General features: G+C 70.8%; 13 protein-coding genes. 10 read left to right on the top strand and 3 right to left on the bottom strand.

Annotation, left to right across the window (positions count from 1 at the left end; translation table 11 throughout):
* Together AOQ53_RS28360 and AOQ53_RS28365 are read right to left on the bottom strand one after the other, a co-directional pair.
* A partial coding sequence (locus AOQ53_RS28360) for a family 4 glycosyl hydrolase (protein WP_059421556.1) occupies positions 1 to 1,076 on the bottom strand: 1,076 nt, incomplete at its 3' end.
* A gap of 190 nt (positions 1,077 to 1,266) precedes the next feature.
* The gene (locus tag AOQ53_RS28365) at positions 1,267 to 2,031 is read right to left on the bottom strand and encodes a DeoR/GlpR family DNA-binding transcription regulator (protein ID WP_059421557.1); all 765 of its coding nucleotides are present in this window, start codon (positions 2,029 to 2,031) and stop codon (positions 1,267 to 1,269) included.
* 161 nt (positions 2,032 to 2,192) lie between these two features.
* Between AOQ53_RS28365 and AOQ53_RS28370 the strand changes: the two genes are divergently transcribed.
* The 10 genes from AOQ53_RS28370 (at position 2,193) to AOQ53_RS28415 (ending at position 15,656) form a co-directional block, all read left to right on the top strand.
* Positions 2,193 to 3,212, top strand: a complete 1,020-nt coding sequence (locus AOQ53_RS28370) for a carbohydrate kinase family protein (RefSeq protein ID WP_059421559.1) — start codon at positions 2,193 to 2,195, stop codon at positions 3,210 to 3,212.
* 48 nt (positions 3,213 to 3,260) lie between these two features.
* Positions 3,261 to 4,538 carry an ABC transporter substrate-binding protein gene (locus AOQ53_RS28375; protein ID WP_059421560.1) on the top strand — a complete coding sequence of 426 codons (1,278 nt, stop codon included), beginning with the start codon at positions 3,261 to 3,263 and terminating at the stop codon, positions 4,536 to 4,538.
* A 124-nt stretch (positions 4,539 to 4,662) separates the two neighbouring features.
* Positions 4,663 to 5,547 (top strand): carbohydrate ABC transporter permease, encoded by an 885-nt coding sequence (locus tag AOQ53_RS28380; protein ID WP_059421641.1) that lies wholly within the window; start codon positions 4,663 to 4,665, stop codon positions 5,545 to 5,547.
* On the top strand, positions 5,544 to 6,413 hold the full coding sequence (locus tag AOQ53_RS28385) for a carbohydrate ABC transporter permease (protein WP_059421561.1): 870 nt from the start codon (positions 5,544 to 5,546) through the stop codon (positions 6,411 to 6,413). Before AOQ53_RS28380 ends, AOQ53_RS28385 begins: the two co-directional genes overlap by 4 nt.
* 25 nt (positions 6,414 to 6,438) lie before the next feature.
* Positions 6,439 to 7,416 carry an alkaline phosphatase family protein gene (locus AOQ53_RS28390; RefSeq protein ID WP_408055198.1) on the top strand — a complete coding sequence of 326 codons (978 nt, stop codon included), beginning with the start codon at positions 6,439 to 6,441 and terminating at the stop codon, positions 7,414 to 7,416.
* Positions 7,413 to 10,346 carry a glycoside hydrolase family 2 TIM barrel-domain containing protein gene (locus AOQ53_RS28395; protein ID WP_059421563.1) on the top strand — a complete coding sequence of 978 codons (2,934 nt, stop codon included), beginning with the start codon at positions 7,413 to 7,415 and terminating at the stop codon, positions 10,344 to 10,346. The genes AOQ53_RS28390 and AOQ53_RS28395 overlap by 4 nt, the downstream gene beginning before the upstream one ends.
* Before the next feature lie 55 nt (positions 10,347 to 10,401).
* Positions 10,402 to 12,228: a LamG-like jellyroll fold domain-containing protein gene (locus AOQ53_RS28400; protein WP_059421564.1), complete on the top strand. Its 1,827-nt coding sequence runs from the start codon at positions 10,402 to 10,404 to the stop codon at positions 12,226 to 12,228.
* Between the two features lie 19 nt (positions 12,229 to 12,247).
* Positions 12,248 to 13,912, top strand: a complete 1,665-nt coding sequence (locus AOQ53_RS28405; protein WP_059421565.1) for a PHP domain-containing protein — start codon at positions 12,248 to 12,250, stop codon at positions 13,910 to 13,912.
* A 4-nt stretch (positions 13,913 to 13,916) separates the two neighbouring features.
* Positions 13,917 to 14,765, top strand: coding sequence for a hypothetical protein (locus AOQ53_RS28410; protein WP_059421567.1), 849 nt, complete (start codon positions 13,917 to 13,919; stop codon positions 14,763 to 14,765).
* 24 nt (positions 14,766 to 14,789) lie between these two features.
* Positions 14,790 to 15,656 (top strand): PaaX family transcriptional regulator, encoded by an 867-nt coding sequence (locus tag AOQ53_RS28415; protein ID WP_078945555.1) that lies wholly within the window; start codon positions 14,790 to 14,792, stop codon positions 15,654 to 15,656.
* 29 nt (positions 15,657 to 15,685) lie between these two features.
* Here the strand turns inward: AOQ53_RS28415 and AOQ53_RS28420 are convergent, their stop codons facing one another.
* Positions 15,686 to 16,141, bottom strand: coding sequence for a MaoC family dehydratase (locus AOQ53_RS28420; protein ID WP_059421568.1), 456 nt, complete (start codon positions 16,139 to 16,141; stop codon positions 15,686 to 15,688).
* Positions 16,142 to 16,150: the final 9 nt, after the last annotated feature.

Genomic DNA, 16,150 nt, shown 5'->3' on the forward strand with positions numbered 1-16,150 from the left:
TCCGTGTCCAGGACCGACAGGGTGCGCTGGTTGCGCACGTTGAGGATCAGGGTCGTGCGCTCGTCCCGCGCGATCGCCCGCATCAGCGCGAGGGCCACCTTCTCGTAGCCGCCGGACAGGTCGTCCTCATCGCGTTCTCCAGCGCCGGCACTCTCGCGGTTCTCGGCCATGTAGGTGGCCTCGCGCTCGGCGCGGGTCCGGTCCCAGACCTTCCACGCGGGGGCGTCCGGGTTGCGCATCTCGGCGTAGAAGCGGGCCTGCTGGTCGTGCAGGAAGGCGCCGCGGGTCTTCTCGGCCTGCTGGTAGGCGCGTACGGCTTCCCGGTTGAAGTAGTAGTAGTGCAGGTATTCGTTGGGGATCGCGCCCAGGGACCGGAGCCAGTCGGCGCCGAAGAGCTTGCCCTCCTCGAAGGAGCCGAGCAGGTCCGGGTCGGCGAGCAGGCGCGGGAGCTCGTCGCGGCCGGCGACGCGCAGGCCGCGCACCCAGCCGAGGTGGTTGAGGCCGACGTAGTCGATCCAGGCTTCCTTCGGGTTCGCGCCGAGCACCCGGGCGATGCGGCGCCCCAGGCCGACCGGGGAGTCGCAGATGCCGATGACGCGGTCGCCGAGGTGGCGGGACATGGCCTCGGTGACCAGGCCGGCCGGGTTGGTGAAGTTGATGACCCAGGCGTCCGGCGCCAGGCGGGCGACCCGCCGGGCGATGTCGACGGCGACCGGGACCGTGCGCAGGCCGTAGGCGATGCCGCCCGCGCCGACCGTCTCCTGGCCGAGGACACCCTCGGCCAGAGCCACGCGCTCGTCGTTCGCGCGGCCCTCCAGACCGCCGACGCGGATCGCGGAGAACACGAAGTCGGCGCCGCGCAGGGCCTCGTCCAGATCGGTGGTGGCGGTCACCTCGGGCGCGTCGGGGACACCGGCCGCCTGCTCGGCGAGGACGCGTGTCACCGCGGACAGTCTCGCGGGATCCAGATCGTGCAGGACGACGTGCGTCACCCGGCCCTCGGCGTGGTCCTGGAGGAGTGCCCCGTACACCAGCGGCACGCGGAATCCTCCGCCGCCCAGAATCGTCAGCTTCACCGAGTTCCTCCGATTCGGTCGGCTACGCGCAGTACGTTGCGAGAACCAAGCACGCGCCACCTCCTTGAACTTGCTTCAAGACCCCGGGCTGGTTCCAACCCGGCTGGTGTCGAGGGTGTAAGACCTCGCTGTTCACTGAACGGTGAGGCGTCCTGAGCCAGGAATCCCCCCGCTTCAGCTGGGGGAGGGTTCAAGCCTGCACCTTTCCCGCCACAACGACTTCGACGCGGGCCTCCTGCAAAGAGGCCCGCGTCGCCGTGTCGACGGGCTCGTTCGTCACCACCACGTCCAGCTCCTCGGGACCGCAGACCTTCGCCATGCCGTGCCCCGGGAACTTCGCCGCGTCGGCCAGCAGCACGACCTTCTCGCCGGCCTTGATCATCGCGCGCTTGACGGGCACCTCCACGACCGTCGTGTCCATGACCTGCCCGCCGGGCCGTACGCCGCTGGTGCCGAGGAAGAGCCAGTCGGCGTGCAGCTGGCGCAGATTGTCCTCGGTGAGGAAGCCGACCAGGGAGCGGTACTCGCGGCGGACCATGCCGCCGAGCAGGACCAGCTCGATGCCCTCGTCGTCGGCGAGCTCCTCGTAGACCACCAGGTTGCTGGTGATCACGGTGAGCCGGCGGCCGTGCAGCTGCCGGGCCAGGCGGTAGGCCGTGGTCCCGATGTCCAGCAGCACCGACTGGCCGTCCCTCACCATGGCCGCCGCGCGCTGGGCTATGGCGTCCTTCTCGGCCACGCGCACCTCGGCGACCTCGGCGAAGGGCTGGTCGCCCTCCTCGAGCACGGCACCTCCGTGGACACGCGTGAGCAGCCCGTCCTCTTCCAGTTTGACCAGGTCGCGCCTGATGGTGGCGGGGCTCACGCCCAGCTGCTCCGAGAGGTCGGTCACGGAGGCGGGCCCGCCGGAGCGCAGGGCCCGCAGGATGAGTTGGTGTCGTCGTTCTGCCAGCACGGCCTGAACACTACTCGTCATCTTCAATCATTTCCATGCTCACTTCTGCTCGGGTATTGACCAATCCCGCCGAGCGGCGCACGATTCCGGTCACCGATGGAGAGTTTTGACGAGCTCGCGGGGTGGGCTCCTCGAACGCTTCCGAACGAGAGGACCCATCCGTGGACGACGACCGGCCCGATGTGCTGCTGACCGGGCTGCTCTTCTACGACCTCGTCCTCACGGGGCTCGGAAAGCCCCCGGCCCCGGGCGAGGAGATCTGGACGACGGGCATGGGCTGCGGCCCGGGCGGCATCGCCAACCTTGCGGTGGCGGCCAGCCGCTTCGGCCTGCGCACCTCGCTGGCCACGGTGTTCGGCGACGACCTCTACGGCGAGTGCTGCCGGGACATCCTGTGCGACCAGGAGGACGTCGACCTCTCGCTCTCCCGTACGGCCGACGGCTGGCCCACCCCGGTCACCGTCGCCCTGGCTCACGGCACGGACCGTGCCCTGGTCACCCACGGCCAGGAGCCGCCGTACTCGCAGGACGTGCTGGTGGGCGACCCGCCCGCGGCGCGTACCGCCCTGGTGCACCTCGAGGCGGAGCCCCGCCGGTGGCTCGCCAAGGCCGCCGCCAACGGCACGCAGATCTACGCCGACGTCGGCTGGGACCCCACCCAGGTGTGGTCCACGGCCCTTCTGGACCAGCTCGCGCTGTGCCACGCCTTCCTCCCGAACGAGACGGAGGCCATGGCCTACACCCGCACGGACAGCGCGGTGGCCGCGCTCGGCACGTTGTCCGAGCTGGTGCCGGTCGCGGTGGTCACCCGGGGCGGGGACGGGGCGGTGGCCGTCGACCAGACGACCGGCGAGTACGCCGACGTGCCCGCCCTCGACGTCGAGGTCCTGGACGCGACGGGTGCCGGGGACGTCTTCGGCGCCGCGTTCGTCACCGCCTCGCTCGGGGGCTGGCCGCTCGCGGAACGGCTGCGGTTCGCGGTGCTCGCCGCCGGGCTGTCCGTCCGGCACCACGGCGGGGCGCTGGCCGCCCCCGGCTGGTACGGCGTCGACCGCTGGTGGCACTCCCTGACCGACCCCGATCTGAAGCGGGCCTACGGCTTCCTGGCGGACCGGCTCCCGGAGAACCCCGGGCCGCCGGTCGCGTACGCCCCTGTCACCCCTCCCGCACGGCAGCACTGACTTTCACACACCCCTCGCCACCACGAACAGGAAAAACAGGAGTGACCCGTGGACCTTTCTCGTAGAGGCTTCCTCCAGGCCGCCGCGCTCACCGCAGCCGCCTCCGGCCTGACCGTCGCATGCGGCGGCGGCTCGGGATCGGGCGGTACCAAGAACGGCAAGAGCCTCACCATGTGGTACTGGGGTGGCGCGCTGAGCGACAAGGTGGTCGCGGAGGCCAAGACGCACTTCGGCAGCCAGGTCAAGCTGACCGCCGCCTCCATCGGCGGCGACTTCAAGCAGAAGCTCACCACCACCCTCGCGGCGGGCAGCTCCGTGCCCGACATCACCGGCATCAAGGGCGAGGACATCGCGTCCTTCCTGCCCAACGCCGACCGCTTCCTCGACCTGAACGACCTGGGCTTCAAGAAGATCTCGTCCCAGTACCTGGAGTGGAAGACCAAGCTCGCCCAGACCAAGGACGGCAAGCAGATCGGGTTCCCGATCGACATCGGCCCCACCGCGCTCTTCTACCGCGCGGACCTGTTCCGCAAGGCAGGGCTGCCCACCGACCCGGCCAAGGTCGCCGCCGAGGCCAAGACCTGGGACGACTACTTCGCGCTCGGCTCCGAGCTGAAGAAGGCGGTGCCCGGCTCCTACCTGATCAACAACATCGGCTCGGTGTTCAACATCGCGGTCGGCCAGGGCACCAAGCGGTTCATCGACGAGAGCAACCACTTCATCGGCGACCAGGACCACATCCGGGCGGCGTGGACGACGGCGGTCCGCCCCCACACGCTCGGCATCGACGCCAGGATCAACGACAACACCTGGAACGCCGCCATCGGCAAGAACCTCACCACCGAACTCGGCGCGGCCTGGCACGCGTTGGACATCGAGCAGGCCGCCCCGGGCACCAAGGGCAAGTGGCGGGTCTGTGCGACGCCCGGCGGACCGGCCAACCAGGGCGGCTCCTACCTGGCCCTGCCCAAGCAGTGCCGGAACCCCGAAGAGGCATTCAAGATCATCAGTTGGATCCTCAGCCCGGCCAACAACGCCCGGGGCTTCACCGACGCCGCCATCTTCCCCGCCTCCCCGGAGGCGTACGCCATGCCGGCCATGACGGGCCCCGACGCCTTCTTCGGCGGGCAGAAGATCATCGAGGTCTTCGGCCCGGCCGCCGAGTCCATCCCGGTCAGCTATGAGGCACCCGCCGACGCCGCGGTCATGGCCCCCTACTTCACCGAACTGACCAACATCGAGGCCAAGGGCAAGAAGCCCGACGCCGCCTGGAAGGACGCGGTCAGCCAGGCCAAGCAGATCGCCCGGCGGCAGGGGGTGAACTGAGGTGTCGTCACCTCCGGTCACCGGCCCCGCCGCGGTGCACGAGCACCGCGGCGGGCCGGGCCCGGCCCGGTTCCGCCCGCGGCGCACCCCGCCCGCGGGCGCCGCTCGGCCCAGCCGTCGCGGGGTGCTGTCGTACTGGCGGCAGTACCTGGCGATCTCGCCGTTCTACCTGATCTTCATCGCCTTCTCCTTCTTCCCCGTCTTCTATTCGCTGTACCTGGCCTTCCAGCGCTACGACGGCCTCGGCATCAAGCAGTTCGTGGGCCTGCAGCAGTTCGAGTTCCTCTGGAACGATCCGATCTTCTGGCTGTCGATCCGCAACACCCTGGTGATCTGGGTCCTGTCCACCGTTCCCACGCTCTTCGGCGCCCTGGTCCTGGCGACGCTGCTGCATTCGGTGCGCCGCTTCAAGGGCTTCTACCGCATCGCCCTCTACGTGCCGAACGTCACCTCGATCGTCGCCGTGGCGATCTTCTTCGGCGCGGTGTTCAGCAACAACTTCGGTCTGGTCAACGCGATCCTGGGCACGGTCGGCATCTCGCCCGTCCCGTGGCTGAGCAACCCGTGGCTGATCAAGGTGGTCATCGCGCTGCTGATGACCTGGATGTGGACCGGCTACAACATGATCATCTATCTGGCCGGCCTCCAGGCCATCCCGAACTCGATCTACGAGGCGGCCAAGATGGACGGCGCCGGTCCCGTCCGCACCTTCTTCCAGATCACCGTCCCGATCATGCGGCCGATCATCCTGTTCACCGTCATCGTCTCGACCATCAACGGCCTGCAGAGCTTCAGCGAACCCCAGGTCCTCTTCGCCAGCAACGCCGCCAACCAGAACCTCGGCGGCCCGGGCCAGGCAGGCCTGACCACGCTGCTGTACTTCTACCAGTCGGCCTTCCTCAACAACGACTACGGCTACGGCGCGGCCATCGTGTGGGCCTTCTTCGTACTGATCATCGTGCTCGTCGTCATCAACTGGCGCATCGTGCAGCGAGGGAGGAAGTCATGACGGCAGCGGTCACGACGCGGCCGGCCACACGCGCGAGGCGGCTGCGCCGCCCCAAGGGCCTGACCGCGCACATCCTCCTCCTCCTGGCCGTCCTGGTCTCGGTCTTCCCGTTCGTGTGGACGATCGTCATGGCGACCAACACCACCCAGGACATCTACAAGAGCCCACCGAAGCTGACCTTCGGCTCCCACCTGCTGGAGAACATCCGGCATGTGCTCGACACCATCGACTTCTTCGGGTCGATGCTCAACACGATCGTCGTCGCGTGCGCCACCACCGTCCTGGTGCTGTTCGTCGACTCGCTGGCGGCCTTCGCCTTCGCCAAGTTCGACTTCCCCGGGCGCAAGGTGCTCTTCGGCACGCTGCTGGTGTTCATGATGCTGCCGCTCCAGCTGGCCGTCCTGCCGCAGTTCATCCTCATGTCCGAGATCGGCTGGGTCGGCATGCTCAAGGCGCTGGTCCCACCCGCCCTCGCCAACGCCTTCGGCATCTTCTGGCTGCGCCAGTACATCGAGAACGGTGTGCCCGACGAACTGCTCGACGCGGCGCGCATCGACGGCGCCGGGTTCTTCCGTCAGTACTGGAACGTCGCGCTGCCGATGATCAGGCCCGCGTTGTCCTTCCTCGCCATCTACGTCTTCGTCGGTGCCTGGAACGACTACGTCTGGCCGCTCATCGTGCTCACCGACCCCAGCCACGTCACGCTCCAGGTGGAACTCGCCCAGCTCCATGTCGGCCACACCACCGACTACAGCATGGTCATGGCCGGGGTGCTCATGGCGGCCCTGCCGCTGGTCGTGGTCTTCGCCATCTTCGCTCGCGGCTTCATCGCGGGCGCCACCGAAGGCGCGGTCCAGGGCAGCTGAACCGCTGCCGGGAGGGAGGGACGCGGTGGTGGATGTCACCGGTGAAGAGGGGCCGGGGCGCGGCAGGGTGCTCGTGGTGGGGATGGACGGGGTGCGCTTCGACCGGCTGCCCCTCCCCCAGCCTCCGGCCGGGGGGACCCCCGTCTCGCTTCGCTCGCCGTCCACGGCACCCGTGCTGCACGGCCTGATGGCCGCGGGCGCCCACGGCCGCAGCCTGCTGCCCTACGGCGAGGCGGACGGTCAGGCCGAGCACGGACCGTCGACCAGCATGGCCTACACCGACTCCGGCCCCGGCTGGTCGAGCGTGCTGACCGGGGTGTGGCCGGACCGCCACGGGGTGACCGGCAACGATTTCACCGGCGCCGACTACACCCGCTACCCCGACTTCCTCAGCCGCGCCGTCAGCGCGCGGCCCGGGCTGCGCACCGCGGCCGCGGTGTCCTGGCCGGAACTGGTCCACCGCGGCACCCTCGGCCCGGCCATCGGCCGACGCGTGCCCTACGACGGCGAGTCCGACGGCTACGAGAGCGCGGACCGCCTCGTCGCCCGCACCGCCGCTCAGTGGCTCACCGAGGACGACCCGGACGTCGTGTTCGTGTACTTCGGCGCCACCGACGAGGCCGGCCACGCCACGGGCCCCCTCAGCCCCGCCTACGACCGTACCCTTCTCACCCAGGACACCCACCTCGGGCGGCTGCTGGACGCGATCGGCTCCCGGCGCTCCGACCCCGCCCGTGCGGACGAGCAGTGGACGGTGCTGGTCACCACGGACCACGGACATCTCGACACCGGCGGCCACGGAGGCGACACGCGTGCCGAGCGAGAGGTCTTCGTCGTCCTCGCCGAGCCCGGCGTGCCCGGCGGCACCCGGCTGGACACGCCCCGCCTCATCGACATCGCCCCCACCGTCCTGGACCGTCTCGGCATCCCCGTCGACCCCGCCTGGGGCCTGCGGGGCCGTGCCCTGCCCCGGCCCACCGCACCGACTTCGGAATGGTCATGACCGACGCACTTCCCGATCCCCTGATCGCCCTGCGCCCCTGGGAGGCACCCGAGGTGACCTCCTGGGGCCGCCTGCCCATGAACGCCGTGGACCGGAGGGCCGGGGCCGTTTCGCTGGACGGAGACTGGCGTTTCCAGCTGCTGCCCGCGCCGGACGCCCCGGTGGGCGAGGGCTGGTCGTCGGCGTACGTCCCCGGTGTCTGGACCATGCAGGGCACGGACGATCTTCCGCGGTACCTGAACGTCCGCATGCCGTTCCCGGAGTTCCCGCCGGACGTGCCCGCCGCCAACCCGACGGGCGTGTACGAGCGTGCGGTGGACGTGCCGGCCGAGTGGGCCGGGCGGCGGATCGTGCTCCAGGTCGGGGCCGCCGAGAGCGTGCTGCTGGTGCACGTGGACGGGCGGCCGGTCGGGATCTCCAAGGACTCCCACCTGGCCGCCGAGTTCGATCTGACGTCCGTGGTGCGTCCCGGGGAGCGGGCCGCCCTGCGCCTGACCGTCGTGAAGTGGTCGGACGCCTCGCACATCGAGGACCAGGACCAGTGGTGGCACGGCGGGATCACCCGCTCGGTGCTGCTGTACGCGAGGGACCCCCTGCATCTCGCGGACGTGACCGTGCGGGCCCGGCGGGACGGTGCCCTGCGGGTGGACTGCCTCGTGCGGGACTCGGACGGGGCCCTGCCCGAGGGCTGGTACGTCAGCGGGGAGCTGGACGGGCAACTGCTCACGCAGGACACGGAGTTCGACCGGGCCAACGCCGAGGACGAGCGCGTCTCCGGCTTCCTCGGCGAGGCCCGGCTGCGTGCCGCCGTGCCGGACGTGCGCACCTGGACCGCCGAGACGCCCGAGCTGTACCGCCTGACCGTCCGCCTCCACCGTGCCGACGGCACGGTCGCCGACACCTCCAGCCACCGGATCGGCTTCCGTGACGTCGAGATCACCGGCCGGGACCTGCTGGTCAACGGAGAGCGCGTGTTCATCCGGGGCGTCAACCGGCACGACTTCCATCCGCTGACGGGGCGGACGGTGTCGTACGACGACATGCGCGCGGACCTCGTCCTGCTGAAGCGGTTCGGCTTCAACGCGATCCGCACCGCGCACTACCCGAACGACCCCGCCCTGTACGACCTGGCCGACGAGCTCGGCTTCTACGTCGTGGACGAGGCCGACATCGAGTCGCACGACCACGCGCACGAGATCGCCGACGACCCGCGTTATCTGGGCGCCTTCGTCGACCGGGTCGCGCGGACGGTGCTGCGGGACAAGAACCATCCGTCCGTCATCATCTGGTCGCTGGGCAACGAGTCCGACTACGGCGCCAACCACGACGCGGCGGCGGGCTGGGTACGCCGGCACGACCCGACCCGGCCGGTGCAGTACGAGGGCGCGGCCAAGCGCGGCTGGGCCGACCCGGACCTGGCCTCCGACATCGCCTGCCCGATGTACGCGCCGCTTCAGGAGTGCCTCGCGCACGCCATGTCCGGCACCCAGACCAAGCCGCTCATCCAGTGCGAGTACTCGCACGCCATGGGCAACAGCAACGGCACGCTCGCGGACCATTGGGAGGCCATCGAGGCCACCCCGGGTCTTCAGGGCGGGTTCATCTGGGAGTTCTGGGACCACGGCATCCTCCAGCGTGTGAACGACGGCAGACCGGCCGGGCGTGGGGGCGCCGGGCTCTACGGCAACGGCGTCGCCGCGCCCGGACATCGCTGGGCGTACGGCGGCGACTTCGGGGAGACCGACCACGACGGCGCCTTCATCGCCGACGGTGTCGTCTTCCCCGACCGCACCCCCAAGCCCGTGATGTTCGAGCACCGGGAGATCGCCGCGCCGCTGCGGATCGAGTGCTTCCGGCACGAGGGTGTCGTCCTGGGCAACCACCAGCACTTCCGGGGCCTGGACTGGCTGTCCGGCGAATGGGAGCTGTCCCTCGCCGACGGCGGTACCCTGACCGCCCCCGCCGAGCTGCCCGGTCTGCGGCCGGGCGAGACGGCCGCCGTACCGCTGCCGTTCGAGCTGCCGGAGGACGGCGGCGAAGCGTGGCTGACGCTGCGGGTCACGACGGCCCGGGACGAGCCGTGGGCGCCGCGCGGCACAGTGGTGTGCCTGCCGCAGGCACGCCTGCGGCACGCGTCCCCGGTGCGGCACGCCCCCGTCACGCACCGCCCCGTGGAGGTCGACGAGAACGGGCTGCTGGTCCATCCGCTGCTGACGGCCGGGCCCACGCTGTCGCTGTGGCGGGCGCCCACCGACAACGACGAACTGGGCGGCATGGCGGCCCGCTGGCGGGACTGGGGGCTCGACGCGCTCGCCCGCGAGGTCGTCGCCGTACGGCGTGACCCGGGGCGGGTGGCGGTGGTCTGCGACTACCTCTGCCGGGGCGGGACCGTCCGGCACGAGCAGGTGTTCACGGCGGTCGAGGGCGGGCTGCTGGTGGAGGAGTGCGCCGAGCTGCCCGAGGCGCTGGACGACGTGGCCCGGGTCGGGTCGGTCTTCGAGACGACGGCCGGGCTGAGCCTGCTGGAGTGGTTCGGGCAGGGCCCCTGGGAGTCGTATCCGGACCGGGGAGCGGGCGCGCCCGTCGGCCACCACTCGCTGCCGGTGGACGAGCTGTTCACCCCGTATCTACGGCCCCAGGAGAGCGGCGGGCGGCACGCCGTGCGGCGGTTCACACTGTCCGCGCCGGACGCGACCGGGCTCGCGGTGCGGCTGGACCGGCCACACCAGGTCTCCGTGACCCGCCATCGCGCGACCGACCTCGCCTCGGCCTCGCATCACGACGAACTGGTGCCGCGGCCCGGGTGCGTGGTGCACATCGACGCGGCGCATCGCGGGCTGGGCACGGCGTCGTGCGGGCCCGACACCTTCGCCACCTACCTCGTCGCGGCCGGTGTCCATCGCTGGAGCTGGACGCTGCGCGTTCTCTGAACCCCCCTGTCACCTTCCCGGACACTTCCTCCCCGTCACCCTTCATGGAGCACCCGTGTGCGTTTCGCATGACCACACCCTGGGCGAGGCCCCCCGGTCCGATGCCGGAAGACGCGGTTTCCTGCGCGCCACCGCGCTGCTCGGCGCGACCGCCACGGCGGTGGCAGCGCTGCCGGCCGTCACTGCCCGGGCGGCACCGGCGAGTTGGCGTCCCGACCCTCGCAGCCGCCGCTTCACGCTCGCCGTGATGCCGGACACGCAGTACCTCTTCGACGGGCCGAGCATCGACAAGGCACCGGTCGAGGCGTCGCTGCGCTATCTGCTGGAGCACGGCAGGGAGGAGAACATCGTCTTCCTGTCCCACCTCGGGGACCTCACGCAGAACGGTGCGAAGGAGGAGTTCGCGGCGATCGGCGAGGCGTTCTCACTGCTGGACCGGCGGGGCGTCGGTTACAGCGTCCTGGCCGGCAACCACGACGTGAAGTCGTCGACGACCGACCAGCGCGGTGCGACGCCGTATCTGGACGCCTTCGGGCCGCAGCGGTTCAAGGGGCAGCGGACGTTCGGCGGTGCCTCCCCGGACGGCTACAACACCTTCCACCTGTTCACCGCGGGCGGCCGGGAGTGGATGGTGCTCGCGCTGGACTGGCGGCTGTCGCCGCTGGGCTACGCGTGGGCGGAGGAGGTCATGGCGCGGCATCCCAAGACGCCCGTCATCCTCACCACCCATGAGCTGGTCGCCGAGGACGACTCCCTGTCGGCGTACGGGCAGCAGCTGTGGGACCAGCTGATCGAGGACCACGACCAGATCTTCCTCACCCTCAACGGGCACTACTGGCCCGCCGCCCGCGCGACGCGGAAGAACGCGGCCTGGCACGACGTCCACCTGCATCTGACGAACTACCAGAACCGCTACTTCGGCGGCGCGGCGATGATCCGCCTCTACCGGTTCGACCTGGACCGAAACGTCATCGACGTGGAGACGGTATCCCCGTGGATCCTGGGCCGGGCCAGGAAGGGGCTCAACGAGCTGGAGCGGCAGGAGATGGAGCTGAGCGGCGACGCCGACCGGTTCTCCGTCGGGATCGACTTCCGGGAGCGCTTCTCCGGCTTCGCGCCCGTGCCCGCCCGTCCGGCGCGGCCCGCCTCGAAGATGCTGGTCCCGGGCACGGTGGCGTACTGGCGCTTCGAGAAGCCCGTCGCCGGCACGGTCCGGGACCTGTCCGGGCGCGGCAACGACCTCGCGCTCGTCACGGTGGGCGGCGGCGCGCTGGACTGGTCGGCGGACCACCACCCCGACCAGCCGGGCCACGGCAGCCTGGAGTTCCAGGGCTTCAAGTCCCCACTGAAGGGCGCCTACCTGCGCACGGTCGACAGCGCTCCGCTCAACTCCCTGACCTTCAGAGACGGTTACACCATCGAGGCCTTCTACCGCCTCCCCGCCGACTGGGACCCCGCTCACCACGCCTGGTCGGGCCTGGTCAGCCGCACCGGCACGGGCGGTGCCGCGGGCAAGACCGCCGACGACCCGGACGAGCCGCTGGCCACGCTGTCGCTGTCCAACGACCGCGAGCCGCAGTGGGCCGTGCGCCCGCTCAACCAGGGGGGCATCGCCACCAACTGGGGCCAGGAGACCCCGCTGGAGACCTGGTGGCACCTCGCGGTCGTCAACGACGGCGAGCACACCACGCTGTATGTCGAGGGCTGCCCGGTGGTCCGCAACCCGAAGGCCGCCGCCGTCGGGCTCACCTCGGTGGGGTTGCCGTGGCTGCTGGGCGGCTACGAGTACGCCGGGAAGATCGACCAGATCCTGCACGGACGGCTCGGCGACGTCCGGATCGTCGAGCGGGCGCTGCCCGTCACGTCGTTCATGAACCACTGACCCCCTGACGAGGATCACCATGACCGAACAGCAGCTGCCCGTCTGGGCCGACCCGTCCGTCTCCCCCGCCGGCCTGGACCCTCAGAGCGTCTCCCGTCGCCGACTCCTCCGCCGCGCAGGCCTGTTCGGTGCCGCGTTCACCCTCGGGGCCACCACCCCGGCAGCAGCGTCCGAACGGGGTTCCGGCGGCGACGACCCCCGCCTCGCCTACCTCGTCGGCGACCACCACATCCACACCGTCTACAGCCACGACGCCAAGTACACGTTCTCCCAGCTGGCCGCCGCCGGAGCGAAGTACGGCCTGGACTGGATGGTGTTCACCGAGCACTCCAACCTCGGGCACGCCAAGTACGGCGCTTTTCTGGAGCACGAGGAGATCCTCAGGGCCCGCGCCGAGAACCCGCGTCAGCTGGTCTTCCAAGGCCTGGAGTGGTACATCCCGGCCGCCGAGCACTGCACGGTCTTCTCACCGCCCGGCCCGCACGAGGTGGACCTGCTCTCGCGGTTCGAGCTGGCGTACGACGGCAAACTGCTCGGCTACGACAAGGGCGGCCCCGCCGACGCGGACACCGCCCGCAATGAGGCGCACGCCGTCAAGGCGCTCAAGTGGCTGGCGCAGCAGCGCCGTTCGGGTTACGTCGACGACGTGCTGGTCCTCGCCAACCACCCCATGCGCCTGGGCATCGACTCCCCGCACGAGATGCGCAACTGGCGGGACGCGGCGCCCGGGATCATGATCGGCATGGAGGGCGCGCCGGGCGCCCAGGGCGCCGCCATCCCCGGCTGGCGCGGCGCCACGTCGATCCGCGGCGAGTACGAGAACAAGCCGTCCGCGCAGTCCTGGCCCGGCTACCCGGCGGACGCCTATCTGACCTACGGCGGCTTCGACTGGGCGACCGCCACCGTCGGCGGCCTGTGGGACTCGATGCTCGCCGAGGGGCGGCTGTTCTCGGTCACCACCAACTCCGACGCCCACCGGATCGTCTTCGACACCTGGAAGAACGGCGACTGGCCGCCCGGCCAGACCTTCGACAGCACCGGGAAGCTGCCCGACCCGGTGCACACGGACACCCCGCAGCCGGGCAGCGACTTCTGGCCCGGACAGTTCAGCCGTACCCATGTGGGCGTCACCCGCTACGGTTACCGCGCGGTCATGGCGGGGCTGCGCGCGGGCCGGGTCTGGCTCGACCACGGGCATCTGCTCGACGGGCTCGACGTCCGGCTGAAGCGGGAGCGCGACCGGGGCCGGGGCGTGACGCTCGGTGGCCGGCTGCGGGTCCGCAAGGGCGAGAAGCTCACCCTGGACGTCACCGTGACGACCGCCTCGCGGCCCAACCCGCAGGGCGTCCTGCCCGAGTTGGCGCACGTGGACGTCATCCGCGGCGCGGTACGCGGCCCGGTCGCCGACCGCGACACCTGGAAGGCCCCCGACACCCGCGTCGTCCGCTCGCAGGACGTCTCCGGCCGCACGGGCACCTACACCCTGCGCATCCCACTGGCCGCGGGCGAGGAGTCCTTCTACGTCCGGCTGCGTGGCAGCGACGGCAACCGGCACGGCACCGGCTACCTCGGCGCCTCGGTCGACCCGCACGGGCCGGTTCCGCACGCGCCCGGAGACGGTGACCCGTGGGCGGATACGTGGTTCTATTCGAACCCGGTATTCGTCGACGTGGAAGGTGCCTGACCTGATGAGACGTCAACTGCTCGCCGCCTCCGCGTTATTGGGTGCCTTCACACTGGGCGCCGGGACGGCGTCGGCCGTCGGTGCCCCGCGGTGGGCGGAGACCGGCACGGCGTACACCGACACCCTCGGCGGCGGGCAGGGCCTGGCCAGCCGCGCGGACGGATCCCTGCTGTACCGAGGGATGGCCTCCATCCCGCTGGATTTGCGGGTCAAGGGATGGAACCACATAGGCGACCCGGACATCGCGCGCGGCCATGTCTTCGACGCCTACCAGGGCCCGGACACGGCCACGTCCAAGATGTTCGCGGTCACCACCCCCGCCGGGAAGCGCTACGAGTACGTCCACCCACTGAACCCGGGCGAGAAGCTGAACAACTCCTTCGCCACCGTCTCGCCCGACGACCGGTGGCTGGTGTCGGGCGAGTGGGGCACGCGGAACCGGCTCCAGGTCTTCCCGGCGCCACTGCTGAACCCCTCCACGCCGCCCACCGGCGGCGAGCTGAGGGAAGCCGGGCAGATCACCCTGGACAAGCCCGTGCGCGACGTCCAGGGCTGCGACTTCGTCACCGGGACCCGTCTGCTGTGCGCCTCGAACGACGCCTCGGGCACCCTGTTCCCGGAGATCCGGCCGCTGCTCCAGGTCGACCTGCCCCGCAAGCTGGACGGGCAGCCGGTCACCGGCACGGTGAAGAGCCTCTTCGCGCTGCCGCAGCGCAGCGGGTGCACGGGCACCTTCGAGACGGAGGGCGTCGACTACGACACGAACAGCGGCACCCTGCGGGCGCAGATGATCCCGCCGGGCGTGTGCGCGGTGACGACGGCCGTCCACGCGTACAAGCAGGTCGCCGACTGATCGAGCGGAGGTACGGTGGGCCGCGTGACCGGTGAAGAGTCGCTGCGGCCCCAGTCCCTCATGCTGACGTTCCTGGGCGACCAGGTGCTCGGGCGCGACGTGTGCGTGTACTCGGGCAGCGTCATCGACGTGTTCGCCCGCGCCGGGATCGGCGAGCAGGCGACCCGCTCGACACTGACCCGGATGGTGAACCGGGACCTGCTGCGCCGCCAGCGCGAGGGCCGCCGGATGTACTTCGGGCTGACCGAGCGTTCGGAGGCCGTGCTGCGCGACGGCGAGCGGCGCATCTGGCAGACCGGCGCCGTCAACCGGCACTGGGACGGCACCTGGACCCTGCTCGGCTTCTCCCTGCCCGAGTCCTGGCAGCGCCAGCGCCACGACCTGCGCTCCCAGCTGACCTGGAGCGGCTTCGGCCCGCTGTTCAACGGCCTGTGGATCGCGCCGGGCGAGGTCGACGTGTCGGCGCTGGTGGCCGAGCTCGGCCTGTCCGCCCATGTGAAGGTCTTCCGCGCGCACGCCGACGCCGGGATGGACATCGGCCAGATGATCGAGGAGACGTGGGAGCTGTCCGACCTGGCCGGGCGCTACGAGGCGTTCGTACGGCGCTGGCAGCCGTGGGAGGACGAGCTGCCGGACGCCGACGAGGCTCCCCCGGGCTCCGGCGGGGGGGACCCACGTCTCGCTGCGCTCGTGCTGCGGCTGCGGCTCCAGACCGAGTGGCTGCGGATCGTCCGGCGCGATCCGCGCCTGCCCGTCAAGCACCTGCCGGACGACTGGCCGGCGGAGCAGGCCGAGAAGACGTTCCGGGCCGTGCACGAGAGGCTCTCGCCGCTCGCGCGTGACGCCTCGGAACGCCTGCTCGACCTGGTGCCCGCGCGGCCTCAGGCGTAGAACGCGGCCTCAGGCCCGGAACGGCGGCCTCAGGCGTAGAACCGCGACAGGCTCTGGAGCACCGCGGCCGGCTTGGCGCCGCCCTCTATCTCGATGGCGCCGTCGACCGTGATCTGCACGCCGCCCGGCACCTCCTCGACCTCGGCGAGCTTTGCCACCAGCCGGATGCGGGAGCCGACCTTCACCGGGGAGGGGAAACGCACCTTGTTGAGCCCGTAGTTGACCTTCGTCGTCACGCCCTGGACGTCCAGGAGCTCGGTGAACAGCGGGATGAAGAGGGAGAGCGTGAGGTAGCCGTGCGCGATGGGGGCGCCGAAGGGGCCCTCCTTCGCCTTCTCGGGGTCCACGTGGATCCACTGGTGGTCCCCGGTCGCGTCGGCGAAGGTGTCGATCCGCTCCTGGGTGACCTCGATCCAGTCGCTGGTGCCGAGGTCGCTGCCCGCGAGCTTCTTCAGTTCGTCGAGGCCATTGACGGTGATGCTCATGGAGCCGTC

The sequence above is a fragment of the Streptomyces azureus genome, from assembly GCF_001270025.1.
Taxonomy (GTDB): Bacteria; Actinomycetota; Actinomycetes; order Streptomycetales; family Streptomycetaceae; genus Streptomyces; species Streptomyces azureus.

What these genes read in the sequence shown, in the direction of transcription:
- AOQ53_RS28385 (WP_059421561.1), top strand. Translation starts at nt 5,544, where the DNA reads ATGACGGCAGCGGTCACGACGCGGCCGGCCACACGCGCGAGGCGGCTG.
- AOQ53_RS28420 (WP_059421568.1), bottom strand. Translation starts at nt 16,141, where the DNA reads ATGAGCATCACCGTCAATGGCCTCGACGAACTGAAGAAGCTCGCGGGC.
- AOQ53_RS28405 (WP_059421565.1), top strand. Translation starts at nt 12,248, where the DNA reads ATGACCGAACAGCAGCTGCCCGTCTGGGCCGACCCGTCCGTCTCCCCC.
- AOQ53_RS28410 (WP_059421567.1), top strand. Translation starts at nt 13,917, where the DNA reads ATGAGACGTCAACTGCTCGCCGCCTCCGCGTTATTGGGTGCCTTCACA.
- AOQ53_RS28395 (WP_059421563.1), top strand. Translation starts at nt 7,413, where the DNA reads ATGACCGACGCACTTCCCGATCCCCTGATCGCCCTGCGCCCCTGGGAG.